Consider the following 25,315-nt stretch of genomic DNA (forward strand, 5'->3'; position numbering starts at 1 on the left):
GGTCGATGGTGCGGACGGTCGGTCGAAGCGCGTTGGAGGCACCCGCTCCGGTGTTTCCCGGCCCGGGGTTCCCGGCCCGGAGGTCACCGGAGGCCGGCGGCCGTCCGGATCTCCTCGACGATGCGCGCCTGGTCGAGGGTCAGCGCGGTGTAGTGGTCCAGGTTCCGCACGCGGCCCACGGCCCCGGTGAAGGCCCGCACCAGCCCGGCCCACTGGTCGTCGGCGGGCAGCGCGAGCTCCTCGGCGCCGCCCTTGCTCTCCACCCGGAGCAGCGGCAGGTGGTCGGCCGGCGGGGTGTACGCCCGCTCCAGGACGATCCGCCCCTCGCTGCCGGCCAGCTCGTAGGCCGAGCGGTAGCCGTGCGCCATCCCGTAGGTGAGCTGGGCGCTCACGCCCTCGGCGGAGACCAGCAGGGCGGTGCCGGCCACGTCCACGCCGCAGCCCGGGTCGCGCAGGGCCGTCGCACCGGCCACCCGCAGCCCGGGGCCGAGGAGGAGCTGGGCGGTGCGGATCGGGTAGCCGCCGACGTCGAGCAGGCAGCCGCCGCCGAGCTCGGGCCGGTAGCGGATGTCGTCGGGGTGCAGCGCCGGGATGGTGAACACCGCCCGCACACCCCGCAGTTCGCCGATCGCGCCCTGGTCGAGCAGGTCCCGGACGGCCCGGTGCTGGGCGTGGAACTGGAACATGAAATTCTCCAGCAGCACCAGCCCGCGGGCCGCGGCGAGTCCGACCAGCCGGCGGGTGGCCGACGCGTCGTCGGTCAGCGGCTTCTCGCAGAGCACGTGCTTGCCGGCCCGCAGCGCCTCCTCGGCCCAGGTCGCGTGCAGCGCGGCCGGCACCGGGAGGTAGAGCGCGTCGACATCGGTGCGTGCCACCAGGTCGCGGTAGCCGGTGACGGCCTCGCAGCCGAACTGCTCGGCGAAGCGGCGGGCCTTGGCGCCGTCCCGGCTGGCCACCGCGACCACCTCCACCGCGGGGTCGGCGGCGAGCGCGGGCAGCGCCCGGCGCCGCGCGATGTCGGAGCAGCCGAGCACGCCCATCCTCAGGACGGGCGTCCGGGGTGGGGTCTGGTCCATCGTCGCCTCCGCTGGTCGACCGGGTCGGTGTGCCGCGGCCAGCCTGGCGGCGCCCGCTGGAGGCGCCGTCCAGCCCGGGCACCTCCGCGCGGACCGGACGGCTTGAACGGCCCTCGAACGCCAGACCCAAGCATCGTCCCGCCTGGGGCCGGTGTGCGCTCCCGGCGGCGGGTCCGGCCCGCCGCGCGGGAGCACACCGCAGCGGACCCATGCTTTCTGTCCGGCCGGGGCGAGACCGCTCCGGAGCCTGCCCGGCCTCCGGTGCCGCGGCGGTGAGGAGAAGGCGACCGTGAGGGCTCTGTTGTTGTCCGGAGGGACAGGCACCCGCCTGCGCCCGCTCACGTACTCGATACCGAAACAGCTTGTCCCGGTGGGGAACAAGCCCGTGCTCGGACACTGCCTGGAGAACATCCGCGACTGCGGGATCGAGGAGGTCGGCGTCATCGTCGGCCCGCACGCCGAGCAGGTCGCCGCCGTGTTCGGCGACGGCTCTGCGCTGGGCCTGCGGCTCAGCTACCTCCACCAGGAGCGGCCGCTCGGCCTGGCGCACTGCGTCTCGGTCGCGGCGGACTTCCTCGGCGACGAGGACTTCCTGATGTACCTCGGCGACAACCTCCTGACCGAGGGGGTGGCCGAGGCCGCCGAGGCGTTCCGGGCCGAGCGGCCGGACGCCCAGGTGCTGGTCACCAAGGTGGCGAACCCGTCCGCGTACGGGGTCGCCTCGCTCGGTGCGGACGGCCGGGTGGACGCCGTGGTGGAGAAGCCGGAGCAGCCGCCGAGCGACCTGGCGCTGATCGGCGTCTACTTCTTCACCCCGGCGATCCACCGGGCCGTCCGCGACATCCGCCCCAGCCGCCGCGGCGAGCTGGAGATCACCGACGCCATCGGGGAGCTGATCGCCACCGGTGGTGACGTCCGGGCGCTGGAGTACTCCGGGTTCTGGCGCGACAGCGGCACCGTCGAGGGGCTGCTGGACTGCAACCGCGCGGTTCTCGACACGCTGCGCCGCGACGTCCGCGGCGGCGTCGACCGGCACTCGGTGCTCACCGGCGACGTGGTGCTGGCGGAGGGCGCCGAGGTGGTCCGCTCCCGGCTGACCGGGCCGGTCACCGTGGCGGCCGGCACCGTCGTGCGGGACTGCCGGCTCGGCCCGTACACCTCGGTCGGCCCGAACTGCGTCCTGGAGGCCACCGGCATCGAGAACTCCATCGTCCTGGAGGGCACCTCGATCACCGGGGTGCGCGGCCTGGACGGCTCACTGATCGGCCGCCGCGCCGAGCTGCACGCCGAACCGGCCGCCGCCCGCCAGCAGTTGATCGTCGGCGACCTCGCCAGAGTGCGGGTGGCCCGGTGATCCTCACTCCGCCCACCGCCGCCGGGCTGCGGCACGGCTCCGACGTCGCCGACCGCACCGAGCTGATCCGGCGCTTCACCCGCTCCGCGGCCGCCACCGACAGCCCGGTGACGCCCAACCGCGCGATCCTCGCCTGGCTGGAGGAGAACCGCCGGATCTTCCGCCACGAGGTCACCCGCATCCCGTTCGCCGAGCTGACCGGCTGGGGCTTCGGCGCCACCGGCGACCTCGGGCACCAGAGCGGGCGGTTCTTCACCGTCCAGGGGCTCGACATCCGGACCGACACCGCCCGGTGGATGCAGCCCATCATCAACCAGCCGGAGATCGGCATCCTCGGCTTCGTCGCCAAGGAGTTCGACGGCGTCCTGCACTTCCTGATGCAGGCCAAGATGGAGCCTGGGAACATCAACTCGGTGCAGCTGTCCCCCACCGTGCAGGCCACCCGCAGCAACTACACCGGGGTGCACCGGGGCCGGCCGATCACCTTCCTGGAGCACTTCGTGCCGCCCACCGGCGGGCGGGTGCTGCTGGACTCCCTGCAGTCCGAGCAGGGCGCGTGGTTCCTGCGCAAGCGCAACCGGAACATCGTGGTGGAGATCGACGAGGAGCCGCCCGAGGCTCCCGAGTTCCGGTGGCTCACCCTGGGCCAGATCCACCGGCTGATGGGCTTCGACGACGTGGTCAACATGGACGCCCGGACGGTGCTCTCCTCCATCCCGCTCGGCCCCCGGGTCGAGGACCAGGGCGCCTACCAGTCGCTGACCGACGTGCTCAGCTGGCTCACCCGGATCCGGGCGACCAGCGAACTCGCCCAGAGCTACCGGCCGTTGGACCGGGTCGAGCGCTGGCAGCGGACCGCCGAGGTGATCCGGCACGAGCAGGGGCGCTACTTCCAGGTGATCGCCGCCTCGGTGACCGCCGCCAACCGCGAGGTGGCCAGCTGGACCCAGCCGCTGTTCGAGCCGATCGGGCTCGGCGTCACCGCCTTCCTGGTCCGCCCGATCGAGGGGGTGCTGCACCTGCTCGCGCACGCCCGGGTGGAGGCCGGACTGGCCGACGTCGCGGAGATCGCGCCGACCGTGCAGTGCTGCCCGGACAACTACGCCGGCCTGCCGCCGGAGCGCCAACCGCGCTTCCTGGAGGAGGCGTTGACCACCACCGGCAGCCTGGTGCGGTACAACACCGTGCTGTCCGAGGAGGGCGGCCGTTTCTTCGAGGCCCGCTCGCGGTACCGGATCGTCGAGGTGCCGGAGGACTTCCCGCTGGACGTGCCGGAGGACTTCGCCTGGATGAGCGTCCACCAGGCGATGACACTGCTGCGCTACGACGGGTACCTCAACGTGCAGGCGCGCACGCTCATCGCCGCCCTGCTGGCGACGCTCTGAGCCCTCGTGCATCCCTGAACGCCCCGCACCGCACCGCACCGCCCCGCACCGCCCACGACTGACGAGGAGGAGAACCCCGTGCCGTTCACCGAGAAGGAGACCGCCTACCTGCGGTCCCAGCGCATCGGCCGGCTGGCCACGGTCGGCCCCGACGGGCGCCCGCACAACGTCCCGGTCGGGTTCCGGCTGAACGACGACGGCACCATCGACATCACCGGCCGCGAGCTCGGCCGCAGCCGCAAGTACCGGGACGTGGCGAAGCACCCCGCGGTGTCCTTCGTCGTCGACGACGTCCCCGGTACGGATCCCTGGGTGGCGCGCGGGATCGAGATCCGCGGCACGGCGGCCGCCCTCGCCACCGGCGGCCGGGCCCACAACCCGGGCCTCGCCGAGGAGTTGATCCGGATCACCCCGGAGCGGGTGATCGCCTGGGGCGTGGACGCCTCCTGGCAGGAGGGCACCAACAGCCGCGACGTCGGCTGAGCGCCGGCGGGACCACCGGGCCCGGCCCCGTCCTCGCGACGGGGCCGGGCCCGGCCCGTGCCGGTCCCGCCCTCAGAGGTGGGCGGCGACCGCCTCCGGGGTGAGCGCCTGCTCGCGCAGCCGCTCCTCGGCCGTCTCCTCGATCCGCGCCATGAACCGGCGCAGCAGCGGCGGCGCCATCAGCGAGGTGACGATGGCGACCAGGATGACCACGGTGTACATCTCCTGGCTCAGCACCCCGAGCTTGAGCCCGACCATGGCGACCACCACCTCGATCACGCCCCGGGCGTTCATCCCGGCGCCGAGCGCGAGGCCCTCCCAGTGGCTCATCCGGCTGAGCCGCGAGCCCAGGTAGGCGCCGCCGAACTTGCCGGCGACCGCGACCGCGAGCACCGCCAGACCGGCGGCCAGTACGGTGGGCCGGCCGAGCGCGGTCAGGTCCATCCGCAGGCCGGCGGTCGCGAAGAACACCGGCGCGAGCACCGAGACCACGACGGTCCGCACCGGGGCGAGCTTCGCCGGATCGGCCAGCGGGGTGCCGCTCAGCGCGAGCCCGCACAGGAAGGCACCGAAGACGGCCTCCAGGCCGAGCGCCTGGGTGCCGGCCGCGGCCAGCAGCAGCGATCCGACCAGCACTGCCGGGGCGGACGGGCCGGCCGCGAGCCGGGGCCCGGCCGCCGTGGCGCCGCGGCGCAGCAGGAGGGCGAGCACCACGACGACCGCCAGGTCGGCCACCGACTGCAGGATCCGCCCGCCGGACACGCCGACGGTGGCCATCGCCGAGACGACCGAGAGCAGCAGCCAGCCGACGATGTCGTCGACGGTGACGGCGCAGAGGATCAGCTGGCCGATGTTGCGGTGCAGCAGGCCCAGTTCGATCAGGGTCTTGGCGATCACCGGGATCGCGCTGACGCCCATGGCGACGCCGACGAACAGGGCGAAGGTCCCCCGGTCGGAGACGGTGCCGAGCAGCGTACCGGGCAACAGGTAGGCCAGCCCGACGCCCAGACCGAGCGGGACGAGGATGCCGGGGACGCTCACCCGGACCGCGGTGGCCCCGCGCCGTCGGACGAGTCCGAGGTCCATCTGCAGGCCGGTCACGCCGACCATGAGGACGACGCCGACCTGCCCGAAGGCGTCCAGCAGGTGGAACCTGGCCGGGTCGTGCGGCAGCAGCCACTCGGCGAAGCCGGGGGCCAGGTGTCCGAGCAGGGACGGCCCGAGCAGCACGCCGACGAACAGTTCGCCGACGACGGCGGAGAGCCCGAGCCGGCTGAAGAGGCGTCCGAGCAGGACGGCGAGCCCGAGCAGCAGGCCGACTTGGAGGAGGAAGACCATCAGGTCGTGGGCGGCGAGCGGGGCGACCGGTCCGGCGGCCAGTGGCACGGTGACTCCCTTGCTGGGTAGGAGGGTTGGGGACGCGGTGGAGCGCCGGGGGGCCGGCGGCCGGCGGATGCCGGCCACCGGCCCCCCGGGGTTGTCCGTACGGGCGCGGACGATGGCGGAGCGGACGGTGGCAAAGGGGGCAGGGGCGGACGGGTCAGGAGCGCACGGAGAGCCGCTCGTTGACCAGCACCAGCAGGTCCCGCACCGTGCCGACCTCGCCCAGCTCCTCCTCGGGGAGTCGGACGCCGAACTCGCGGGCGATCCGGCTGGTGGTCTCGATGAGGGCCAGGGAGTCGTACCCGAGCTCCTCGAACCGGGCGTCCAGGATCTCGCCGTCCAGGTCGACGGACTCCTCCTCCCCGGCGCAGTCGCGCATGATCCGCTTGAGGTCGTCGATGGTGAACTCGCTCACGGTGGTGATTCCTCTCGTCGGGCTTCCTTGTGCTGACGTGTCGTCAGATCGCGCGGACGACCAGCGCGGTGTTGAACCCCCCGGCGCCGCGCGCGACCACCAGGGCGGTGCGCAGCCGGGCCGGACGGGCCTCGGTGACCAGGTCCAGGCGGTACTCCTCGACCGGCGCGGTGACGTTGACCGAGGGCGGGATCACCCCGTCCCGCAGCGCCAGCAGGGCCAGCGCGACGTCGACCGGTGCGCCGCCGGAGCTGAGCCGGCCGAACATGGTCTTCGGCGCGGTCACCGGCACCCCGCGGGGGCCGAACAGGGCGGTGATCGCCTCGGCCTCGGCGCGGTCCAGCTCGGGCACCCCGGAGGCGTCCGCGAACACCACGTCCACCTCGTCCGCGGTCAGTCCGGCCGAGTCCAGCGCGCCGCGCATCGCCCCGGGCAGCCGGGACGGCCGGCCCGACCCGGGCCGCGGGTCGAAGGTCGCGCAGTAGCCGGCGACCTCGCCGTAGAGGTGCGGGGCGCCGCGCTCGCGGGCGGACGCGGCCGGCTCCATGACCAGGATGGCGCCGCCCTCCCCCAGCACCTGACCGCCGGCCGCGGTGTCGAAGGGCAGGAACGCCCGGCGCGGGTCCGGGTGTTCGCTCAGCCTGCCGGAGGGCAGCTGGGCCACCAGGCCCCACGGGCAGAGCGAGGCGTCCATGCCTCCGGTCAGCACCAGCCGGATGCCCTTGGCCAGCTGGCGCCGGGCCTGGCCGAGCGCGTCCAGGCCGCCGGCCTGCTCCGCGACGGTGACCCCGCTGGGCCCGCACATGCCGTGCCGGATCGACAGCTGGCCGGTGTTGACCGCGTAGAACCAGGCGAACGACTGGTAGGCGCTGACGTACTCCGGGCCCTGCGCCCAGAGCTTCTCCAACTCCCGCTGGCCGAACTCGAATCCGCCCGAGGAGTTGGCGGTCACCACGCCCATGTCGAGGTCGTCGAACTCCTGCGGGTCCACCCCGGCGTCCGCGAGCGCCCACCCGGCGGCGGCCAGCGCCAGCTGGGTCATCCGGTCGGTCTGCGGGACGAGCCGGCTCGGGACGTGCTCGGCCACCTCGAACCCGGGGACCTCACCGGCCAGACGGACCGGGTAGCCGGAGGCGTCGAACCGGGTGATCGGGCCGATCCCGCTGGTGCCCGCCAGGGTGCTGCGCCAACACTCCTCGGTGCCCAGGCCGTTGGGGGCCGCGATGCCCAGCCCGGTGACCACGGCGACCGCGCTCCGTCCGCTCGCGACGGAACCGCTCGTGACGGAACCGCTCGTGACGGAACCGCTCGCGACCGCACCGCCCCCGCTGATGACCGCTCCGCTCATGACCGCACCGCCCCGGGCCGGGTGAGCACCATGGCGCTCTGGAAGCCGCCGAAGCCGCTGCCCACGGTGAGCACCGCGTCGAGCTCGCGCTCGCGGGCGGTCAGCGGGACGTAGTCGAGGTCCAGCTCCGGGTCCGGCTCGGTCAGGTTGGCGGTCGGCGGGACGGTCGAGTGCTCGATCGCCAGCGCGCAGGCGGCGATCTCGATCGAGCCGATCGCGCCCAGCGAGTGCCCGATCATCGACTTGATCGAGCTGACCGGGGTCCGGTAGGCGTGGTCGCCGAGGGCGCGCTTGAACGCGTTGGTCTCGTGCCGGTCGTTCTGCCGGGTGCCGGTGCCGTGCGCGTTGACGTAGTCGATCGCCTCCGGCGCGAGCCTCGCCTCGGCCAGCGCCGCCTCGATCGCCGCGGCCATCTCCCGGCCGTCGGTCCGCAGCCCGGTCATGTGGTACGCGTTGCTGCGGGCGGCGAAGCCGGAGATCAGCGCGTAGATCCGGGCCCCGCGCAGGCGCGCCCGCTCGGCCTCCTCCAGGACCAGGACGGCCGCGCCCTCGGCGAGCACGAAGCCGTTGCGGGTGCGGTCGAACGGCCGCATCGCGTGCTCCGGGTCGTCGTTGTAGGTCGAGGTCGCCTTGATCGCGTCGAAGCAGGCCACCGTGATCGGCGAGATCGGGGCGTCCGTCCCGCCGGTGATCACCACGTCCGCGCTGCCCTCCCGGATCAGGTCGCAGGCGTAGCCGACCGCGTCCAGGCCCGAGGTGCAGCCCGCCGACACCATGTTGACCGGCCCCTCGGCCCCGGCGGTCCAGGCCACCTCGGCCGCCAGCGAACTGGGCACGAAGTAGTCCGGGAGGTGCGGCAGCGCGTACGCGTGGTCCACCTCCCAGCGGCGGCCGCTGTCGCTGACCACCGCGTACTCGGCCTCCAGGCTCATGGTGCAGCCGACCGCGCTGCCGAGGCAGACCGCGATCCGCTCGGGCCGCTCCTGGCCCAGTTCGAGCCCGCTGTCGGCCACCGCCTCGCGGGTGCCGACCACGGCGAGCTGCGCGGCGCGGTCCAGCCGGCGCACCTCCTGGAGCCCGAGGCCCGCCTGCAGCGGGTCGAAGGCGCACTGGGCGGCGACCCTCGAACGGTACGGCGACGGGTCGAACCCGGAGATCGTCCGGGTCGCCGTGCGGCCCGAGACGACGAGGTCCCAGAACGCCTTCGTCCCTGGATCTCCCGGCGCCACCACGCCGATTCCGGTAATCGCGACGAGCCGGTCCACCGGCAACCTCCTCATGGCAGTGACCCGCGTCCGGTGCGAACCGCCCCGAGTCGCCGTCGGATCTGTCCCCGGACGATGGTCGGCGGAGCTCAATCCGCGATCGAGCGGCGGTGGAGGAGGGACGGGGTCCGTTCCCCGCCGCCGGCGATCAAGCTGCTCTCGTCCGTCCCTCGAACGGCCGTCGCCAGCATCGGCCGGACCGCGAACCCCACCGAGGAGTGAGCCGTATGACGACGGATCCGACCAGCCGGCCGCACGTCCCGCTGCTCGTGGTGGGCGCGGGGCCGGTCGGCCTGGCGGCGGCCCACGAGCTGACCCGCCGCGGGCTGCGGGTGCGGATCGTGGACGCCCGGGACGAACCCCCCACGACCAGCCGCGCCATCGCCACCCACCCGCGCACCCTGGAGGTCTACGACCACATGGGGATCGTGGACGAGATGCTGGCCGCCGGCCGCCGGATCACCGCCTTCACCCTGTACCAGCGGGGGCGGCGGATGACCCGGCTGGACGCCGACTACTCGGCCACCCCGACCCGCTTCCCGTTCACCCTCGCCGTCGACCAGGCCGACACCGAGCGGGTGCTGCGCGGCGCCCTGGCCCGGCTCGGCGTCGAGGTGGAGTGGGGCACCCGGCTGGCCGAACTGGCCGAGGAGGACGGCTTCGTCCGGGCCCGGCTGGAGCTGCCCGGCGGGGCGCAGGAGCTCATCGGCACCCCCTGGCTGCTCGGCTGCGACGGCGGGCACAGCCTGGTCCGCAAGACGCTCGGCGTCCCCCTGGAGGGCGAGAGCGCCGAGACCTGGATGCTCGCCGACGCCCAGGTGGAGACCGCGCTGCCGGCCGACAGCATCTACTGGGTGCGCACCGGCGGGGTCACCCTGATGGCGGTGCCGCTCACCGAGCCCGGCCGCTGGCGGATGCTGGACACCGCGCCGCGCGACCGCAGCACCGACCCGGTGACCGTCGCCGAGCGGCTGACCCGGATGCTCTCGGCGGGCACCGGCACGGAGTTCCGGGTCGCCCCGCCCCGGTGGACCTCGGTGTTCACCTTCCAGCAGCGCATGGTCCGGCGGATGCGGGTCGGGCGCTGCCTGCTGGTCGGCGACGCCGCCCACGTGCACAGCCCGGCCTCCGGCCAGGGCATGAACACCGGCATCCAGGAGGCGTACAACCTGGCCTGGAAGCTGGCCATGGTGGTCCACGGCCAGGCCTCCGCCGGCCTGCTGGACAGCTACACCGCGGAGCGGGTGCCGGTGGGCGAGGCCCTGCTCGCCACCACGAAGCGGGCCACCCGGATGATCCAGCTGAAGAACCCGGTCGCCGACCGGCTGCTCCCGCTGCTCTTCGGGGTCCTGCGCACCGTCCACCCGCTGCGGGCGCGGGTGCAGCGGGGCTTCCTGGGCGGCATCTCCGGCCTCAACCTGCACTACGGGCGGAGCCCGCTGACCGTGCCCTCCGCCGGCGCCCGCTCCGGCCCGGCGCCCGGCGAGCGGATCACCCAGGTGGACGAGGCGCGGTCCGCGACGCCCGGCTGGCAGGCGCTGCTGGCCGAACTGCGCGACCTCAACTGGACCTTGCTGGTCTTCTCCGGCCCGGGCGCCGCGCACACCGGCGAGCGGGCGGCCGCGCTGGCCGACCGGCACAAGGACTGGCTGTCCGTCCGCACCGTCCGCTGCTCGGCGGGGGACGGCGGCGAGGGCCACCCGGCCCCGCTGCCGCTCGACCCCGGGCTGCCGGCCGCCCTCGGCGGCCGCCCCGGCGGCTGGATCCTCGTGCGGCCGGACGCGTACGTGGCCGCCCGCGGCGAGCTGCTGGACGAGTCCGCGCTCACCGAGGCCGCCGCGCGGGCCGGCCTCACCCCGCCCGACTGAGCCCCGCCCGACCGAGCCCCGCGCACGGACCCGAACGCCAGGAACCCGACCACGAGAGAATGGAGTTGCCGGTGAAACCCGCCGAACCCACCGAACCGTACGACGTGATCATCGTCGGCACCGGGCTGTCCGGCACCATGCTGGGCTCGATCCTCGCCCGGCACGGGTTCCGCACCCTGCTGCTGGACGGCGCCCAGCACCCGCGCTTCGCCATCGGCGAGTCGACGATCGGCCAGACCCTGGCGCTGCTGCGGCTGATCGCCCAGCGCTACGACGTCCCGGAGATCGGCTACCTCGCGAGCTTCCCGGACACCATCAAGCACGTCAGCAGCTCCCACGGCCAGAAGACCAACTTCGGCTTCCAGATCCACCAGGACGGCCGGGAGCCGGACCCGGCGCAGAGCAACCAGCTGCGGATCCCCGAGGTCATCGGCTACGCCGCGCACTACTTCCGCCAGGACACCGACGCCTACATGTTCCACACCGCCGTCGGCTACGGCTGCGACGCACGGCAGAACTTCCGGGTCGAGCGCCTGGACCTGCGCAAGGACGGCGTCTCGGTGACCGGCGCCGACGGCACGGTGTACGAGGGCCGCTACCTGGTGGACGCGAGCGGCTTCCGCTCCCCGCTGGCCCACCAGGAGGACCTGCGCGAGGTCCCGACCCGGCTCAAGCACCAGGCCCGGTCGATCTTCACCCACTTCATCGGGGTGCAGCCGTACGACGACCACATCGACGTGCCGGCCGGGCAGCGCCCGCCGGAGCGCTGGAACGACGGGACGATGCACCACATCTTCGAGCGCGGCTGGATGTGGGTCATCCCCTTCGACAACCACGCGAACGCCACCAACCAGCTGTGCAGCGTCGGTATCCAGATCGACCCGCGCACCTACCCGGAGCGCTCCGACCTGACCCCGGAGCAGGAGTTCTGGCTGCACGTCCGGCGCTTCCCGGCGGTGGAGCGGCACCTGGCCGGCGCCCGGCCGGTGCGCGAGTGGGTGCGCACCGGGCGGATGCAGTACTCCTCCCGCCGTACCGTCGGCGACCGCTGGTGCCTGATGTCGCACGCGGCCGGCTTCCTCGACCCGCTGTTCTCCCGCGGCCTGGCCAACACCTGCGAGATCATCAACACCCTCTCCTGGCGGCTGATGGAGGCGCTGCGCGAGGACGACTTCGCCCCCGAGCGCTTCGAGTACGTCGAGCGGCTGGAGCAGGGGCTGCTCGACTACAACGACCAGCTGGTCAACTCCTCGTTCATCGCCTTCGCCGACCATCGGCTGTGGGACTGCGTGTTCCGGCTCTGGGGCAGCGCCAGCATCCTCGGCGGCCGCCGGCTGGCCACCGCGATCGCCCGCACCGTCGCCACCGGCGACGACTCCCACTGCCGCGCCCTGGACGACGACCGATACCCGGGGCTGTGGTGCCCCACCGACTTCTACGCCGAGCTGTTCGGCGAACTCGTCGAGGTCTGCGAGCAGGTCGAGGCCGGCACGCTCGGCAGCGAGGAGGCCGCGCAGCGGATGCAGAAGCGGATCCGGGAGTCCGACTGGATGCTCCCCGCCCTCGGCTTCACCGACCCCGCCACCCGCTTCATCGACCCGACCCCGGCCAAGATGCGCGAGGTCGGCGAATGGGCCCGCAACCACCCCGGCAAGGAACTGCGGGAGTACCTCGCGATCGGCCACCGGGAACTCGACTGACCCGGCTGACCGACCCGGACCGACCCACCCGACCCACCCGTCCCGATCCCCTTCAGGAGGAACCATGCTGACCATCGTCAACAAGCTGACCGTCACCGGCGACCGGGCCGAGTTCGAGAAGCTGCTGGGCGAGATCACCGGCTACATGAAGAGCCGGCCCGGCTTCGTGTCGCACACCCTGTACAAGTCGCTCAAGGACGAGAACGTCCTGATCGAGACCGGCACCTGGGAGAGCCGCGAGGCCCACGCCGCCGCCCTCCAGGGCGCCGGGTTCCGCGACCGGGTGGGCCTGCTGATGAAGCACGCCACCGCCGAGTTCGAGCCCTGCCTGGAGATCCCCGCGTTCCCCGCCGGCCAGTAGTCACCCCGTTCCGTGGCGGCCGGGAGCCCATGCCTTCCCGGCCGCCACGCCCGTGTCCGAGAGAGGAAGAGGCAGCACATGAACGACACCGAGGCCTCCGGCTTCACCGCCGTGATGCGACTGCGCGAACTGGCCATGAGCGGCGCCTACGCGGCGACCGTCCGCGCGGCCGCCCGGCTGCGGGTCGCGGACGCGATCGGCGACCACCCCGCCACCGCCGGGGAACTCGCGGCCGCCGTCGGCGCCGAACCCGACACGCTGCTGCGGCTGCTGCGGGCGCTGGTCGCCCACGGCGTGCTCACCGAGGGGCCGGACGGCTTCGCGCACACCGACGCGTCCCGGCTGCTGCGCGACGACGCCCCGCGCAGCCTGCGCCACATGGTCCTGTGGGCCACCGAGCCGTGGACCTGGGCGGTGTGGGGCCTGCTCGACGAAGCGGTGCGCACCGGCAAGGGCGTCTTCCAGGACGTCTTCGGGAAGGAGTTCTTCACCTACCTGCACGAGGACGCGCCCGACTCCGCCGAGGTCTTCGACCGCGCCATGACCGAGTCCAGCCGGCTCTCCGCCAAGACCGTGGCCGAGGTGCTCGACCTCGGCGGGGCCACCACCTTCGCCGACATCGCGGGCGGTCAGGGCCTGGTCCTGGCCACCCTGCTGGAGCGCCACCCGGGCCTGCGGGGCACTCTGCTCGACCTGCCCGACGTGATCGCCGGCGCGGACGAGCGGCTGCGCCCGGGCGGCGCCCTGGCGGAGCGCGCGACCCTGCTGCCGGGCGACTGCCGGGCCGGCATCCCGGTGAAGGCCGACTTCTACCTCCTGAAGAACATCCTGGAGTGGGACGACGAGAGCACCGTCACCACCCTGCGCAACGTCCGGGCCGCGGCTCCGGCCGGCGCCCGGGTCGTGGTGATCGAGAACCTGGTGGACGGCAGCCCGGAGCTGCGGTTCACCACCGCGATGGACCTGCTGCTGCTGCTCAACGTGGGCGGCAGGAAGCACACCAGGGCCGGGCTGTCCGCGCTGATCACCCGGGCCGGGCTGGAGCTGGGCGCGGTCCGGCAGATCGGTCCGTACCTGCACTGCTTCGAGAGCACCGTCCCCGCGTCCTGACCCACCGACGACGGAGGGGGTGACCCGCGGTCCGCGGGTCACCCCCTCCGTCGTAGCGGCTCAGCCCCGGTCGACGGTGGCCAGCAGGCCCGGCGGGTAGCGCTCGCCGGCCGGGCCGCCCGGCGGGAGCAGCTCCTCCAGGGCCTTCGCCACGGCCTCGTCCAGCCGCAGCTCCGCCGCTCCGAGGTCGGCCGCCAGGTGGGCCCGGTCCAGGGTGCCGGGGATCGGCAGCACGCCCTCGTGCGCGAGCAGCCAGGCGAGGGCGAGTCCGGCCGGTTCGGCGCCGGCCTGCCGGGCGAGCGCGGTGAGGGCGCCGGCCAGTTCCAGGTTGCGGCCCAGGTTCTCGGGGGCGAACCGGGGGTCGCGGTGGCGGAAGTCCCCCGGCGGCAGCGTGCGCGGGTCGGTCCGCCGGCCGGCCAGCAGGCCGGAGCCGAGCGGCCGGTAGGCGACCAGGGTGACGTCCAACTCCCGGCAGACGGGCAGGATCTCCGGCTCGACGTGCCGTTCCCAGAGCGAGTACTCGGTCTGCAGCGCGCTGACCGGGTGGACGGCGTGCGCCCGGCGCAGCGTCGCGGGCGCGGCCTCGCACAGGCCGACCCGGCCGACCTTGCCCGCCGCGACCAGCTCCGCCAGCGCGCCCATCGAGTCCTCCACCGGCACCCGCGGGTCGATCCGGGCCAGGTAGTAGAGGTCGATCCGGTCCACGCCCAGGCGGCGCAGCGAGGCCTCGCAGGCCCGGCGCAGGTGCGCGGGGCTGCCGTCGAGGCCGGGCGGGCCGCCGTCGCGGTGGATGATGCCGGTCTTGGTGGCGAGCACGACACCGTCACGGCGACCGCCGAGGGCCCGGCCGAGGAGCTCCTCGCCGACCCCCCGGCCGTAGTAGTCGGCGGTGTCGAAGTGGGTCACCCCGAGGTCGAGGGCGTGGGCGACGATCCCGGCCGGGTCCTGCGCCGGGCCGTAGGCGCCGGCGAGCGGGAGCCCGCCGAGGCCGATCGCGGAGACGGCCGGCCCGGTCCGGCCCAGGCGCGTGGTGCGCACGGTTCAGTCCTCCAGCAGCGCGACGGCCCGGGCCCAGCCGGCGCCGGCCCGGGCCAGCTTGACCGGGAAGCAGGAGACGGTGAAGCCGTACGGGCGGGGCAGGGTGTCGAGGTTGGCGAGCCGTTCGATCTGGCAGTACTCGCGGTCGCGGCCGGCGAAGTGGGCCGGCCAGAGCACCGAGGGGTCCCCGGTGTCCCGGTAGGTCCGCAGGATGTGCGGGAACGGCGCGTCCAGGCTGAACGCGTCGGTGCCGATGACCCGCACCCCGAGGTCCAGCAGGTAGTGGACGGCGGAGCCGTCGAGGCCGGCGAACTCGGAGAAGTAGGCCGGGGTGCCGAGGTGGCGGTCGGCGCCGGTGTTGAGCAGCGCGATGTCCATCGGGGCCGGGGTGTAGCCGATCCGGTCGAGCTCCGCGGCCAGCCGCTCGGCGCCGACGGCGCCGGTCCCGGCCTTGCGGAGGTCGAGGACGAAGGCGGGCCGGTGGAACCAGTCCAGCGGGAGCCGGTCGATGGTCCGGGGGCCGTCGTCCCGGTAGGAGGCGCGGGTGCCGTAGTGCGCCGGGGCGTCGACGTGGGTGCCGGTGTGCACGGTGAGGGTGAAGGTGTCGTTGTTGAGGAACTCACCGTCGGGCAGCGCGTCCACGTCGAAGTCGACGCCGAAGTGCTCGCGCATCGAGGCGGCCATGTGCAGCGCGCCCTCGCGCGGCGACATGGTCACGTGGGTGACCGGGTCCGGCTCCCAGAAGGTCGCGTCCACCGGTGAGGAAAGGTCGATCAGCTGCATCACTGCCCCTGGGCTTCGGAGGTTTCGGAGGTGCGGACGGTGGACGGTCCCGGTACGGCGGTCGGCGCGGGCGCGGCGGACGGTCCCGGTACGGCGGACCGCGCGGGCGCGGCGGCGGTCGGTGCCGGTGCGATGGCCCGGTTGCCGAAGGCCAGTTCGGCCAGCACCCTGCGGTAGACCGGCGACCGGGAGAGCAGCGGTGCGAGGACGGGCCGCAGTGCGCCGGCCACCCGGCCGGAGGAGAGCATGCCGCGGCTCTGCAGCCGCTGGATGCGCATGATCCGCGCGATGTCCCGCCGTCGCCCGGCGGCGTAGGCGTGGACCGGCCCGCTGTCCCCGTCGGCCGCCAGCGAGGCGAGCAGCGCGGGGTGCAGGGCCACCGCGTCCTGCACGGCGAGGTTGATGCCCTGCGCGCCGATCGGGCTGTGGGTGTGCGCGGCGTCGCCGATCAGCACCAGCCCGTCCCGGACCCACTCCCGGGCGACGCCGGAGAACACGTCCAGCAGGGTGAGGTCCCCGAGCGCGGTGATCCGTTCCCGGACCTGCTCGGCGTACATCGGCATCGCGGCGCAGATCAGCTCGCGGACGGGCTCCGTGCCCCGGGCGGCGAGCGTGCGGTAGCCGCCGTGCGGCAGGGTCCAGCCGACCTGGACGGCGTCCGGCACCGCGGTGTAGGCGAGGACCGGGTTGCCGCCGGCCCGGAAGATCCGCACCTCGTTCAACGGCCGGCCGTCGGCGGGCAGTTTGAACCAGAGGACGTCCTGGTCGAAGTCGTCCAGGCGGCCGGCCTCGATGCCGGCCAGCCGGCGCACCTTGGAGTAGCGGCCGTCGGCGCCGACCGTCCAGCGGGCCCGGACCACCTGTTCGCCGCCGCGGCCGCCGACGACCACGCCCCGGACCCGGCCGTCCTCGGTGAGCAGGGCGCCCGCCTTGGCGCCCTCCAGGTAGCGGAATCCGCCCGACTCCCGGCATCGGAGGAGGAGTTCCTCCAGGACGTGGCGCTGCGGGATGCTCAGCAGGCAGTTGAACGGGCCGGGCAGCCGCCGGTAGTCGCCGTCGATCAGGGTCCGGCCGCGTTCCTCCAGCACGAACCGGTCGTGCTCGTGGCTGCCGCGCTCGCGGGCGCCGGCCAGCACGCCCAGCCGGTCGAGCAGTGCCATCCCGCCGGGCTGGAGGATCTCGCCGCGGAACTGCCGCTCGAAGGAGCGCGAGCGCTCGACCAGGACGACGTCCACGCCGGAGCGGGCGAGCAGCAGGGCGAGGGTGAGACCGGCCGGGCCCGCGCCGACGACGCAGACCTCGGCCGTCAGGTCGGTCACCGGCCGGGCCCGGTGTCGGCACCGGCACCGGCGTGGACGCCGCCCTCGACCAGCGCCCGGGCGTGCTCCAGCGTGGTGCGGCTGTTGGCCCCGAGGGCGGCCCGCACCGCCTCGCGGGCCTGCTCCAGGGTGGCCTCGGGCCCCAGCAGCGCGGGGACGGCCTCGGCGCGGAGCACCACGGTGTGGTGGGAGGTCGCCGCCACGCCCTCGGCGGTCTCCTCGAAGGTCCACACTCCGGTGTGCGCCGCCATGATCGGGGGCAGCACGGTCTGCTTGTAGACGATCTTGTCCGGCAGGCAGACCCGCACCGACTCGGTGGTGTGCGTCGTCCCGTCCGGCGCGCGGGTGTCCATCACCATCCGCTGGATGCCGTCCTCCGGTTCGGTCAGTTCCAGCCGGGCGACGTGCGGCAGCCGCTCCGGCCACAGCTCGCAGCGGCGGATGAACGCGTACGCCTCCTCGCGCGGGCCCCGGACGAGCACGGTGTCGTCGAAGGAGAGCAGCAACTCGTCGAGGCCCGGGCTGCGTTCGGCGATCTCCTTGAGGCAGCCGAGCTCGGAGCGGGAGTTGCGGTCCACGGCCTGGTCGATCCAGGCGAGGTCGGGCGCGCTGTCGCCGACCGCGGCGAAGGAGTGGCCGAGCACCACCTCGGTCCGGCCGTCGGCCGCGGGGTTCATCGTCCAGCTGCCGGTCATCGAGGCGACCGGCGCCTGGGAGACCTCCTGGCGGAACTCCACCCGCCGGGCGCCCGGGTCCAGTTCGCGCAGCGAGGTCCAGGTCCGCACCTCGCCGTTGGCGAAGGCCCAGATCCGGATCCGCTCCCGGCGGTCGTCGCCGTCCACCCGCTCGGCGTGGACGGTGGGCGTGAACAGGTGCGGCCAGCCGCCGACGTCGGCGACGAGCCGGTAGAGCGTCTCGGCGGGCGCGGAGACGAGGATGCGGTGATCGGTGTGCCGGGTGTCCTGTGCGGGCACGGTGGCCCTCCTTCCGTGGGGTCCGACTGGGGTCCGACTGGGGCCCGACCGGAGTCCGGGTGGAGTCCGGCCGGGGTCCGACTCGGGTCCGGCCTGGGCGCGGCCGGGATCCGGCCGGGATCCGGCCGGGTCAGTAGCTGCCGAGCCCGCCGCAGACGTTGATCGCCTGGGCGGTGACCGGGTCGGCGGCCTCGGAGGCCAGGTAGCCGACCATCGCGGCCACCTCCCGCGCGGTGCTGTAGCGGCCGAGCGGGATCTTCGCCTCGAACCTCTCCAGCACCTCGGCCTCGGTCACGCCCCAGTGGTCGGCGTAGCCCTGCCGGACCCGGCCGGCCATCGGCGTCTCGACGTACCCGGGGCACACCGCGTTGACGGTGATGCCGCTCTTGGCCAGTTCCAGTCCCAAAGCTTTGGTAAATCCGACGACGCCGTGTTTGGAAGCGGAATAGGGAGCTCCTAGCACGACGCCCTGCTTTCCTCCGGTCGACGCGATATTGATGATTCGCCCCCAGCTCGCGTCCCGCATGCCGCCGCGGGCGAGCACCTCGCGGGTCATTCGGAAAACGCCGTTGAGATTCACCTCGATCACGTCGCACCAGGTCTCGTCCGGAATCTCCGCCGTAACCCCGCCACCCCCGCGGCCGGCGTTGTTGACGAGGATCTCGATCGGCCCGAACCGCTCGACCGCCGCGGCCACCGCGACCGCGATCCGCTCGGTGGACCGGACGTCACAGCTGACGCCGTCCACGTCCAGGCCCTCCTTCCGGAGCCGCTCGACCGTGTCCGCGACGTCCTCCTCGGTCCGCGCGCAGACGAACACCCGGTCGCCGCGCCGCCCCAGTTCCTCGGCCACGGCGAGCCCGATCCCGCTCGTCCCGCCGGTCACCAGCGCGACCCGCTTCCCCTGCTCCGTCATGTCTCCGCCTTCCCGCCGGTGTCCCCCGCCGCCGGGTGCGGGCGGGGGCTGGTGCGTCGTCACACCCCGGCGGACTCTCCCGGGAGCGGCTCAAGACCCCCTCAAGGCGGAGCCGAAGCGGGAGGGCGCCACCGGGCGCCCGGCCGCCCGGCTGGACCGCAGCTCCAAGCGCTCTCCAGACCCCGCTGGGAACGTGGGGCGCTCCCGTTCCGCCCCACGCCCCGCGCCACCGCGTGCACCCCGCGCACGCCCGTACGCGCCGGTCAGCGCCGGTTCAGCGCCCCTCCAGCACGCCGTCCAGCACGCCTTCCGACACCTCGTCCAGCACGCCCGTCCAGCACGCCGTCCCGTCCCCGTTCAGCAGCCGAGAGGAAGCCCGATGGCAGCCCACGAGACCACCACGACCACCGCGACCGCCCCGCTCGCCGACACCGACACCTACGTGCGCGTCCAGCACTTCTACGCCCGTCAGATGCGGTTGCTCGACACCGGCGCCACCGACGCGTGGGCGGCCACCTTCGCCGAGGACGGGGTGTTCGCGGCCAACGGCCTGCCCGCCCCGGTGCGCGGCCGCGGCAACATCGCCGCGGCGGCCGAGGAGGCCGCCCGGCGGCTGGCCGAGGCGGGCGTGGTGCACCGGCACTGGGTGGGGATGCTGACCACCGAGCCCGCGGAGGCCGGCCGGCTCCGGGCGACCTGCTACGCGCTGGTCCTGGAGGTCCCGCGCGGCGGCGAGGCGACGGTGCACCGCTCCACGGTCTGCGTCGACCTGCTGGCTCCGGCCGGCGACGACTGGGTGGTGGTGGACCGCCGGGTCACCCGGGACGATCTCGCTTGATCCGAACGGCCAGTCGGTTTCTCCCGCGTAAAATCGTCGCGCCGATGAGCAATCCGACAGTCTTCGTATTGTCAGGTAATACGACTTCATGGCAGGGTCGGGCGCAAGATCCATGCAGTACGCACCCGGATCCCGGACCTGGGGAGAAGAATCGGCATGTCGACGACGAAATCTGCGGAGGTTTCTCTTAACCCACGAGGCGGATTAGGACCCACCGGTCGGCGGAGCGCCCCCGGCCGGTCTGTGAGAAAGATCGTCAATAACCCGGCCCGTCCCCACGGCAGAACGGTGTCGCCATGAAACCGGTTGAGCCCGCCCGGGTGCTGCTCATCGACGACCACACCCTGCTGCGGCAGTCGCTGCGACAGGTCCTCTCGGCCGAAGCCGACCTGGTGGTGGTCGGCGACACCGGTGACATCGACGAGGCCGTCCCCCTCGTGGCCGCCACCACGCCCGACGTCGTCCTGCTGGGCGGCGAACTGCTCGACTCGGAGGTCGCGGAGGCGGTCCGACGGATCGCCTCCGCCTCCCCCGACGCCCGGGTCATCGTGCTGAGCATGAGCGACCGGCCCGCCGACGTCCGCGACCTGCTGGACCTCGGCGTGCGCGGCTTCATGCTCAAGAGCGTGAGCCGCTACGAACTGCTCGCGGCCATCCGCGGGGTGTACAGCCGCGACCAGTCGACCCTGGCCGTCTCCCAGCACAGCCTCGCCCAGCTCAGCCGGCAGTCCTCGGTCACGCTCTCGGACCGGGAGCTGGAGGTCCTCGTGCTCGCCGCCCAGGCGCTGACGAACTTCCAGATCGGCTCCCGGCTCGGCATCGCCGAGGGCACCGTCAAGCGCCATCTGCGCAACGTCTTCGGCAAGTTGGGCGCGGTGTCCCGGATCGACGCGGTGAACAAGGCGGTGGCCGCGTCACTGATCCCGGTGCCCACCCGGTCCCAGCACCCCCCGCTCACCGCCGTCCGCCAGCCCTGACCGTCCCGCTCCGGGGGCGGCGGACGCGCCGCCGGGGCCGCCGGCCGCGAACGGCCCACCACCCCTCGGTGCGGGCGGTCCGGCACGCCCGGCCGGCCCGGCGACCACCGTTCGGTCGCCAGGCCGGTCCGGCCCGCGTCCGCGCTCAGCCCCGTCCGGCGGCCCGGGTCACCTCCAGCGGCCCGTCCGCGGACGGCTCCGGCAGCTCGCGCCCGTGCACCGCGTCCCGGATCTCCCGGCGCTGGACCTTGCCGTTCTGCGAGCGCGGGATGCCCTCCACCACCTCCACGTAGCGCAGGTGCTGGTAGTACGGCATCCGCGCGTTCGCCTCCCGCACCGCCGCCAGCGCCGCCCCCTCCTCGTCCGCGTACGGCTTCGCCAGCACCACCAGCGCGTACGCCACCGCGCCGCTGAAGCGGTCCGGGCGGTCGACCACCACGCTGTCCGCGACCTCGGGCCGCTGCCGGAGCACCCCCTCGACCTCGGTCGGCGACACCAGCCAGTTGTCGCACTTGAAGACGTCCTTGATCCGGTCGACGACGAACAGGTGGCCGTCCTGGTCCGTGTATCCGATGTCCCCGGTCGAGAACCAGCCCTCGGCGTCCAGGTGCGCGCCGGGCTCGGCGCCCAGGTAGCCCTTCATCAACTGCGGTCCGCGGACCTGGATCTCGCCGCGCTCCCCCACCGGGAGCTCGGCCCGGGTGTCCACCTGGACGATCCGCGACTCGGTGCCGGCCGAGGGCGGCCCGCAGGAGCCGGCCCGCGGGTCGTCCAGCCGGTCGAAGTGCGTCTGCGGGGACGCCTCCGCCAGCCCGTAGCCCTGGACGACCGGCACCGCGAAGCGGGCGGTCAGGGCCCGGGTCGCCTCCGGCGGCAGCGCCGAGCCGCCGGAGAGGATCGCGCGCAGCGTCGGGACCGTCCCGCCCGCCGTCGGATCGGCGGCGAGCCGGGACAGTCGCATCGGCAGGCTGTAGTAGTGCGTCGTGCCGCCCTCGCGCGCGGCGGCGAGCGAGCCGGGCACGTCCGGGTCGGTCCACAGCAGCTGGGTCGCGGCGGCCTGCACCGCCGCGTTCAGGTGCATCAGGTGGTACGTCGGCAGGTAGTTGAAGACCACCGACCCGGCGTCCAGGCCGTGCGCGTGGGCGGTCTGCGCCGCGTTGACGGTCAGGTTGCGGTGGGTCAGCTGGACGGCCTTGGGCGCGCCGGTGGTGCCGCTGGTGAACAGCAGGTTGGCGACCGCCTCCGGATCCGCGCCGGCCTCCGGCAGCGGGCGCCCGGCCGCGGCCGCCAGCACCTCGGCCAGCACCGGCACCCCCTCCTCCTCCGCCCCGGCGGAGGTCAGCAGCACCGTCTCCAGCCGCGGCAGACGGGACCGCACGCTGCACACCCGGCGGTACACCTCGGGCGTGAGCACGGCCGTCCGCGCGCCCGAGGTGGCGAGCACGTGCACCAGCGCGTCCTCCCGCAGCAGCGGGTTGACCAGGGCGGCGATCCGGCCGGCCCGCGCCGCTCCGTAGTACGCGACCGGGAACGCCGGGGACAGCTCGGCCGCGACCGCCACCACGGCGTCCGGGCCGGGCGTCAGCGCGTGCAGGGCGGCGGCGAAGGCGTCCACCCGCCGGTCGAGCTCGCCGAAGGTCAGGGCCGACCCGTCGGGGGTGCGCAGCGCCGCGCGCTCCGGGGCCAGGGCCGCCGCGCGGCTCGACAGGTGATCCACCCGGGGGCCCGCGAGCCGGTCGGCGATCGTCGCCAGCGGAGCGCCGGCCACGGCGCTCCGCTGGCGGGCAGGGGGGCTGGACGTGGTCAAAGTTCTACCTCTCTCCGTCCGGTGGGTGCGGACCCGCACCCGGGTACCGGGACGGTGGCAGGCCGCCTTGGGGCACGGGTTGAGGCCGGTTCGAGCGGCCCGGCGCCCTCGACCGGGCCGCGAGCGCAGCGGTGCAGGCTGGCCGGCGCACGTCCGAGCAGAACCGACCGATGGGAGTAGCGGATGCGCGTGTTGTTCGTGGCCACCGCAGGGGCGCACCTGCCGTGGATCACCCCGCTGAGCTGGGCCTGCCAAGTCGCCGGCCACGAGGTGCTGGTGGCCTCCCGTCCGGCCGCCACCGGGTTCCTGACCGCGGCCGGGCTGACCGTCGCCCCGGTCGGCGACGAGGACGCCATCCGTACCGCGCAGGCCGCCCACCGGGGGCTCGCTTCCACCGGCGGGCCCCGGCACCTGGCCTCCGGCTGGGTCAGCAACCCCGAGCGCCTCGACCGGGAGGCCCGGCGGCTGCTCGGCACCCGGCAGATCACCTCCGCCGACGCGATGACCGACGACCTGGTCGCGCTCGCCCGCGCCTGGCGGCCCGACGTGGTCGTCTACGACACGGTGGCGCTGGCCGGGCTGGTCACCGCGGCGGCGGTCAAGGTCCCCGCCTTCGGCCACACCTGGGGCTTCTCCTTCGGCTTCGACTTCGAGCGGGACGAGGACCTCCGGCAGCCCTTCGCCCGGCTCTTCGAGCGCTTCGGCGTCGAGCCCCGGTTCGCGCCGGAGGCCTGGATCGACCCCTGCCCGCAGACTCTGCGCTCGCCGCACCCGGTGCCCTGGGCGCCGATGCGGCTGGTCCCGTACAACGGCCCGCTGGTGCTCCCGGAGTGGTTGCTGGACCGGCCGGAGCGGCCGCGGGTCTGCGTCACCGGCGGGGTGACCACCACCGCCCTGACCGGGCTGCTGGGGCGGCTGGCCGAGGGCGTGCTGCGGGCCGGGGCCGAGCCGGTGGTGACGGTGGCCGGGCACCACGACGTGTCCGCCGCCGATCTGCCGGACGGCGTCCGGCTGTTGAGCGCCTTCCCGATGAGCACCCTGCTGTCGAGCTGCGATGCGGTGATCCACCACGGCGGGGTCGGCACCGGCATGATCAGCGCCGTCACCGGGCTGCCCCAGCTGGTGGTGCCGCACACCGCGATCCAGGACCACTGGGCGGAGCGGATCACCGAGGCCGGCGCCGGTCTCACCCTCGACCTGCCGGACGGCCCGGACGCCGACGCCGTCGCGGAGGCCGTCACCGCGCTGCTCACCGTGCCCCGGCACCGCGCGAGCGCCGCCCGGCTGCGGGACGAGAACGCGGCGATGCCGGCGCCGGCCCGCCTGGTGGGGCTGCTGGAGCGCGCGGTGGCCGAGGGCGGGGTGCTCGGCGACGACCTGGTCGTCCGGCCCTGAGCACCCGCGCCGGGCCCGGTCCGCCGTTCGCGGTCCGGGCCCGGCGCGCTGTCAGACCGGCGCCACCACGGGCGCGTCGATCCCGTACCCCTCCGCCCGGAGGAAGTCCGCCGCCGCCAGCACCGCCCGCCGGTCGTCGGCGGGCGCCCCGCGCCGGGCCGGCAGGGTGGGGACGGCCGCGCTGCGTCCGGAGACCACGGCCGGCCGGCGGCGGGCCAGCGCGGTGAGGCCCTGCCCCGGTCCGGCCTCGACCAGCACGTACCGGCCGGAGTCCAGCAGGGCGCCGAGGGCGGGGCCGAACAGCACCGGCGCGGCCGGCTGTCCGGCCCAGAACGCCGGGTCGGTGGCCTGCGCCGCGCCGAGCGGCCCGGCGGTGTAGCCGGAGAACAGGACGGGGTCCGGCGGAGAGAACCGCAGGGCGGCCACCGTGGGGAGCGAACGCGCGGCGGCGGCCGCCAGGCCGGGGCTGTGGAAGCCCTGCACCGCCCGGGTGCGCCGGCAGAGGAAGCCGTCCACCCGCAACCCGGCCTCCACCACCGCCAGTTCGTCCTCCGGACCGGCCAGCACGCACTGCTTGGCGCCGTTCACCACACCGACCACCACCTGCTCGCTCAGGTACGGCGCCAGCTCCTCCTCCCGGGCGGCCACCGCGAGCATGCCGCCGGGCGGGGCGGCGCTGATCCGCGAGATCCGGTCCATCTGCAGCCGGACGGCGTCCGGGAGGGCCAGCACCCCGGTCAGCACCGCGCCGACCACCTCTCCGACGCTGTGGCCGAGCACCGCCGCCGGCCGGATCCCCCAGCCCAGCACCATCCGGGCGAGCGCGTGGTCCACCGCGAACAGCAGGGCCTGGGCCCGGGTCACGTCGTCCAGCGGCACCGCCGGGCGCTCGCTCAGCCAGTCCGAGCGCACCCGGCCGCCCTCCGCGCCCATCAGCGCGAAGACCTCGTCCATCGCGGCGGTGAACACCGGCTCGGCGCCGTACAGCCCCACCGCCATGCCCTCGTACTGCGCGCCCTGACCGGGCAGCAGCAGCGCCACCGGGCGCGGGCCGCAGCCGTCGCTCCCGGGGTCCGTGGTGGCGGTGGTCCGGTCGGGGAGTGTCGTCATCGCGGCCCGTCCTTCCAGGGGTGGGTGGTCCGCCGATGCTGACCGGGACGGGTCGAGGCGGTCTCGACGGGCGGTCGACGGCGGTCGACGGGCGGTCGACGGGCGGTCGACGCGCGCTCGGCAGGAGGCCGGCGGGAGGCCGACGGGAACTGACCGGAGCTCGACCGGCGGCGGCGGACCGGCCCGGTCCGGCCTCGAACCCCGCTCCACGCCCGGTCGAAGCGCCCCGCGCAGGATGGTCCCCGACCGACCCACGCGGAACCCGCGGGACGGTCGACGGAGGACGACCCCGGGCGCGTGCCACAAGCCGCCGTCCGGCCTCGTCCTGGCCGATCACCACGGCACGGTGCCGGACCGGCGGGGCCGACAGCGCCCGCGTCCCGGTCCGGCACCCCGCCCCGCCCCGCCGG

22 protein-coding genes are annotated in these 25,315 nt (G+C 74.5%); 10 read left to right on the top strand and 12 right to left on the bottom strand.

Features of this window, described 5'->3' with window-relative positions; translation table 11 throughout:
* Positions 1–83 precede the first annotated feature (83 nt).
* Positions 84–1,076 (bottom strand): Gfo/Idh/MocA family protein, encoded by a 993-nt coding sequence (locus ACIRD3_RS07645; protein WP_402212977.1) that lies wholly within the window; start codon positions 1,074–1,076, stop codon positions 84–86.
* A 289-nt stretch (positions 1,077–1,365) separates the two neighbouring features.
* Here ACIRD3_RS07645 and ACIRD3_RS07650 point away from each other — a divergent pair, with 289 nt between their 5' ends.
* From ACIRD3_RS07650 to ACIRD3_RS07660, 3 genes are all read left to right on the top strand, one after another.
* Positions 1,366–2,430 (top strand): glucose-1-phosphate thymidylyltransferase, encoded by a 1,065-nt coding sequence (locus tag ACIRD3_RS07650; RefSeq protein ID WP_402212979.1) that lies wholly within the window; start codon positions 1,366–1,368, stop codon positions 2,428–2,430.
* Complete coding sequence (locus ACIRD3_RS07655; protein ID WP_402213472.1) at positions 2,430–3,815, top strand: NDP-hexose 2,3-dehydratase family protein; 1,386 nt, start codon at positions 2,430–2,432, stop codon at positions 3,813–3,815. The genes ACIRD3_RS07650 and ACIRD3_RS07655 overlap by 1 nt, the downstream gene beginning before the upstream one ends.
* A gap of 78 nt (positions 3,816–3,893) precedes the next feature.
* A complete protein-coding gene (locus ACIRD3_RS07660; protein ID WP_402212981.1) occupies positions 3,894–4,298 on the top strand; it encodes a PPOX class F420-dependent oxidoreductase in 405 nt (134 codons plus the stop codon).
* Between the two features lie 72 nt (positions 4,299–4,370).
* Here the strand turns inward: ACIRD3_RS07660 and ACIRD3_RS07665 are convergent, their stop codons facing one another.
* From ACIRD3_RS07665 to ACIRD3_RS07680, 4 genes are all read right to left on the bottom strand, one after another.
* Entirely contained in the window at positions 4,371–5,684 is a 1,314-nt protein-coding gene (locus tag ACIRD3_RS07665; protein ID WP_402212983.1) for a cation:proton antiporter, read from the bottom strand.
* Positions 5,685–5,838: 154 nt separating this feature from the next.
* Positions 5,839–6,096, bottom strand: coding sequence for an acyl carrier protein (locus ACIRD3_RS07670; RefSeq protein ID WP_402212985.1), 258 nt, complete (start codon positions 6,094–6,096; stop codon positions 5,839–5,841).
* Between the two features lie 43 nt (positions 6,097–6,139).
* Entirely contained in the window at positions 6,140–7,444 is a 1,305-nt protein-coding gene (locus ACIRD3_RS07675; protein WP_402212986.1) for a ketosynthase chain-length factor, read from the bottom strand.
* The gene (locus ACIRD3_RS07680; protein WP_402212988.1) at positions 7,441–8,724 is read right to left on the bottom strand and encodes a beta-ketoacyl-[acyl-carrier-protein] synthase family protein; all 1,284 of its coding nucleotides are present in this window, start codon (positions 8,722–8,724) and stop codon (positions 7,441–7,443) included. The genes ACIRD3_RS07675 and ACIRD3_RS07680 overlap by 4 nt, the downstream gene beginning before the upstream one ends.
* A 212-nt stretch (positions 8,725–8,936) precedes the next feature.
* Between ACIRD3_RS07680 and ACIRD3_RS07685 the strand changes: the two genes are divergently transcribed.
* The 4 genes from ACIRD3_RS07685 (at position 8,937) to ACIRD3_RS07700 (ending at position 13,748) form a co-directional block, all read left to right on the top strand.
* The gene (locus tag ACIRD3_RS07685) at positions 8,937–10,577 is read left to right on the top strand and encodes an FAD-dependent oxidoreductase (protein WP_402212989.1); all 1,641 of its coding nucleotides are present in this window, start codon (positions 8,937–8,939) and stop codon (positions 10,575–10,577) included.
* Positions 10,578–10,648: 71 nt separating this feature from the next.
* Complete coding sequence (locus ACIRD3_RS07690) at positions 10,649–12,277, top strand: NAD(P)/FAD-dependent oxidoreductase (RefSeq protein WP_402212991.1); 1,629 nt, start codon at positions 10,649–10,651, stop codon at positions 12,275–12,277.
* 64 nt (positions 12,278–12,341) lie between these two features.
* Positions 12,342–12,638 carry an antibiotic biosynthesis monooxygenase family protein gene (locus ACIRD3_RS07695; RefSeq protein WP_402212992.1) on the top strand — a complete coding sequence of 99 codons (297 nt, stop codon included), beginning with the start codon at positions 12,342–12,344 and terminating at the stop codon, positions 12,636–12,638.
* Positions 12,639–12,716: 78 nt separating this feature from the next.
* Entirely contained in the window at positions 12,717–13,748 is a 1,032-nt protein-coding gene (locus ACIRD3_RS07700; RefSeq protein WP_402212994.1) for a methyltransferase, read from the top strand.
* A gap of 60 nt (positions 13,749–13,808) precedes the next feature.
* On the opposite strand, the gene ACIRD3_RS07705 is transcribed toward ACIRD3_RS07700, so the two are convergent.
* From ACIRD3_RS07705 to fabG, 5 genes are all read right to left on the bottom strand, one after another.
* Complete coding sequence (locus ACIRD3_RS07705; protein WP_402212996.1) at positions 13,809–14,786, bottom strand: aldo/keto reductase; 978 nt, start codon at positions 14,784–14,786, stop codon at positions 13,809–13,811.
* A gap of 3 nt (positions 14,787–14,789) precedes the next feature.
* Complete coding sequence (locus tag ACIRD3_RS07710; RefSeq protein ID WP_402212998.1) at positions 14,790–15,569, bottom strand: cyclase family protein; 780 nt, start codon at positions 15,567–15,569, stop codon at positions 14,790–14,792.
* Positions 15,569–16,888, bottom strand: coding sequence for an FAD-dependent monooxygenase (locus tag ACIRD3_RS07715; protein ID WP_402213000.1), 1,320 nt, complete (start codon positions 16,886–16,888; stop codon positions 15,569–15,571). Before ACIRD3_RS07715 ends, ACIRD3_RS07710 begins: the two co-directional genes overlap by 1 nt.
* Positions 16,885–17,862 carry an aromatase/cyclase gene (locus tag ACIRD3_RS07720; RefSeq protein ID WP_402213002.1) on the bottom strand — a complete coding sequence of 326 codons (978 nt, stop codon included), beginning with the start codon at positions 17,860–17,862 and terminating at the stop codon, positions 16,885–16,887. The genes ACIRD3_RS07715 and ACIRD3_RS07720 overlap by 4 nt, the downstream gene beginning before the upstream one ends.
* Before the next feature lie 130 nt (positions 17,863–17,992).
* Positions 17,993–18,778 carry a 3-oxoacyl-ACP reductase FabG gene (fabG, locus tag ACIRD3_RS07725; RefSeq protein ID WP_402213004.1) on the bottom strand — a complete coding sequence of 262 codons (786 nt, stop codon included), beginning with the start codon at positions 18,776–18,778 and terminating at the stop codon, positions 17,993–17,995.
* Positions 18,779–19,157: 379 nt separating this feature from the next.
* Here fabG and ACIRD3_RS07730 point away from each other — a divergent pair, with 379 nt between their 5' ends.
* Together ACIRD3_RS07730 and ACIRD3_RS07735 are read left to right on the top strand one after the other, a co-directional pair.
* On the top strand, positions 19,158–19,616 hold the full coding sequence (locus ACIRD3_RS07730; protein ID WP_402213006.1) for a nuclear transport factor 2 family protein: 459 nt from the start codon (positions 19,158–19,160) through the stop codon (positions 19,614–19,616).
* 296 nt (positions 19,617–19,912) lie between these two features.
* Positions 19,913–20,593, top strand: coding sequence for a response regulator (locus ACIRD3_RS07735; protein WP_402213007.1), 681 nt, complete (start codon positions 19,913–19,915; stop codon positions 20,591–20,593).
* A gap of 145 nt (positions 20,594–20,738) precedes the next feature.
* Here the strand turns inward: ACIRD3_RS07735 and ACIRD3_RS07740 are convergent, their stop codons facing one another.
* A complete protein-coding gene (locus ACIRD3_RS07740; RefSeq protein WP_402213008.1) occupies positions 20,739–22,400 on the bottom strand; it encodes a class I adenylate-forming enzyme family protein in 1,662 nt (553 codons plus the stop codon).
* Positions 22,401–22,583: 183 nt separating this feature from the next.
* Here ACIRD3_RS07740 and ACIRD3_RS07745 point away from each other — a divergent pair, with 183 nt between their 5' ends.
* Positions 22,584–23,795 carry a nucleotide disphospho-sugar-binding domain-containing protein gene (locus tag ACIRD3_RS07745; protein ID WP_402213010.1) on the top strand — a complete coding sequence of 404 codons (1,212 nt, stop codon included), beginning with the start codon at positions 22,584–22,586 and terminating at the stop codon, positions 23,793–23,795.
* A 51-nt stretch (positions 23,796–23,846) separates the two neighbouring features.
* Here ACIRD3_RS07745 and ACIRD3_RS07750 read toward each other — a convergent pair whose 3' ends face one another.
* Positions 23,847–24,905 carry an acyltransferase domain-containing protein gene (locus ACIRD3_RS07750; RefSeq protein WP_402213012.1) on the bottom strand — a complete coding sequence of 353 codons (1,059 nt, stop codon included), beginning with the start codon at positions 24,903–24,905 and terminating at the stop codon, positions 23,847–23,849.
* Positions 24,906–25,315: the final 410 nt, after the last annotated feature.

Origin of the sequence: Kitasatospora sp. NPDC093550 (assembly GCF_044764985.1) — a bacterium.
In the GTDB taxonomy this organism is placed as follows: domain Bacteria; phylum Actinomycetota; class Actinomycetes; order Streptomycetales; family Streptomycetaceae; genus Kitasatospora.

Coding starts and splice junctions, on each gene's coding strand:
- ACIRD3_RS07645 (WP_402212977.1), bottom strand. CDS start 1,076: ATGGACCAGACCCCACCCCGGACGCCCGTCCTGAGGATGGGCGTGCTC.
- ACIRD3_RS07675 (WP_402212986.1), bottom strand. CDS start 7,444: ATGAGCGGAGCGGTCATCAGCGGGGGCGGTGCGGTCGCGAGCGGTTCC.
- ACIRD3_RS07680 (WP_402212988.1), bottom strand. CDS start 8,724: ATGAGGAGGTTGCCGGTGGACCGGCTCGTCGCGATTACCGGAATCGGC.
- ACIRD3_RS07685 (WP_402212989.1), top strand. CDS start 8,937: ATGACGACGGATCCGACCAGCCGGCCGCACGTCCCGCTGCTCGTGGTG.
- ACIRD3_RS07695 (WP_402212992.1), top strand. CDS start 12,342: ATGCTGACCATCGTCAACAAGCTGACCGTCACCGGCGACCGGGCCGAG.
- ACIRD3_RS07700 (WP_402212994.1), top strand. CDS start 12,717: ATGAACGACACCGAGGCCTCCGGCTTCACCGCCGTGATGCGACTGCGC.
- ACIRD3_RS07710 (WP_402212998.1), bottom strand. CDS start 15,569: ATGCAGCTGATCGACCTTTCCTCACCGGTGGACGCGACCTTCTGGGAG.
- fabG (WP_402213004.1), bottom strand. CDS start 18,778: ATGACGGAGCAGGGGAAGCGGGTCGCGCTGGTGACCGGCGGGACGAGC.
- ACIRD3_RS07730 (WP_402213006.1), top strand. CDS start 19,158: ATGGCAGCCCACGAGACCACCACGACCACCGCGACCGCCCCGCTCGCC.
- ACIRD3_RS07735 (WP_402213007.1), top strand. CDS start 19,913: ATGAAACCGGTTGAGCCCGCCCGGGTGCTGCTCATCGACGACCACACC.
- ACIRD3_RS07745 (WP_402213010.1), top strand. CDS start 22,584: ATGCGCGTGTTGTTCGTGGCCACCGCAGGGGCGCACCTGCCGTGGATC.
- ACIRD3_RS07750 (WP_402213012.1), bottom strand. CDS start 24,905: ATGACGACACTCCCCGACCGGACCACCGCCACCACGGACCCCGGGAGC.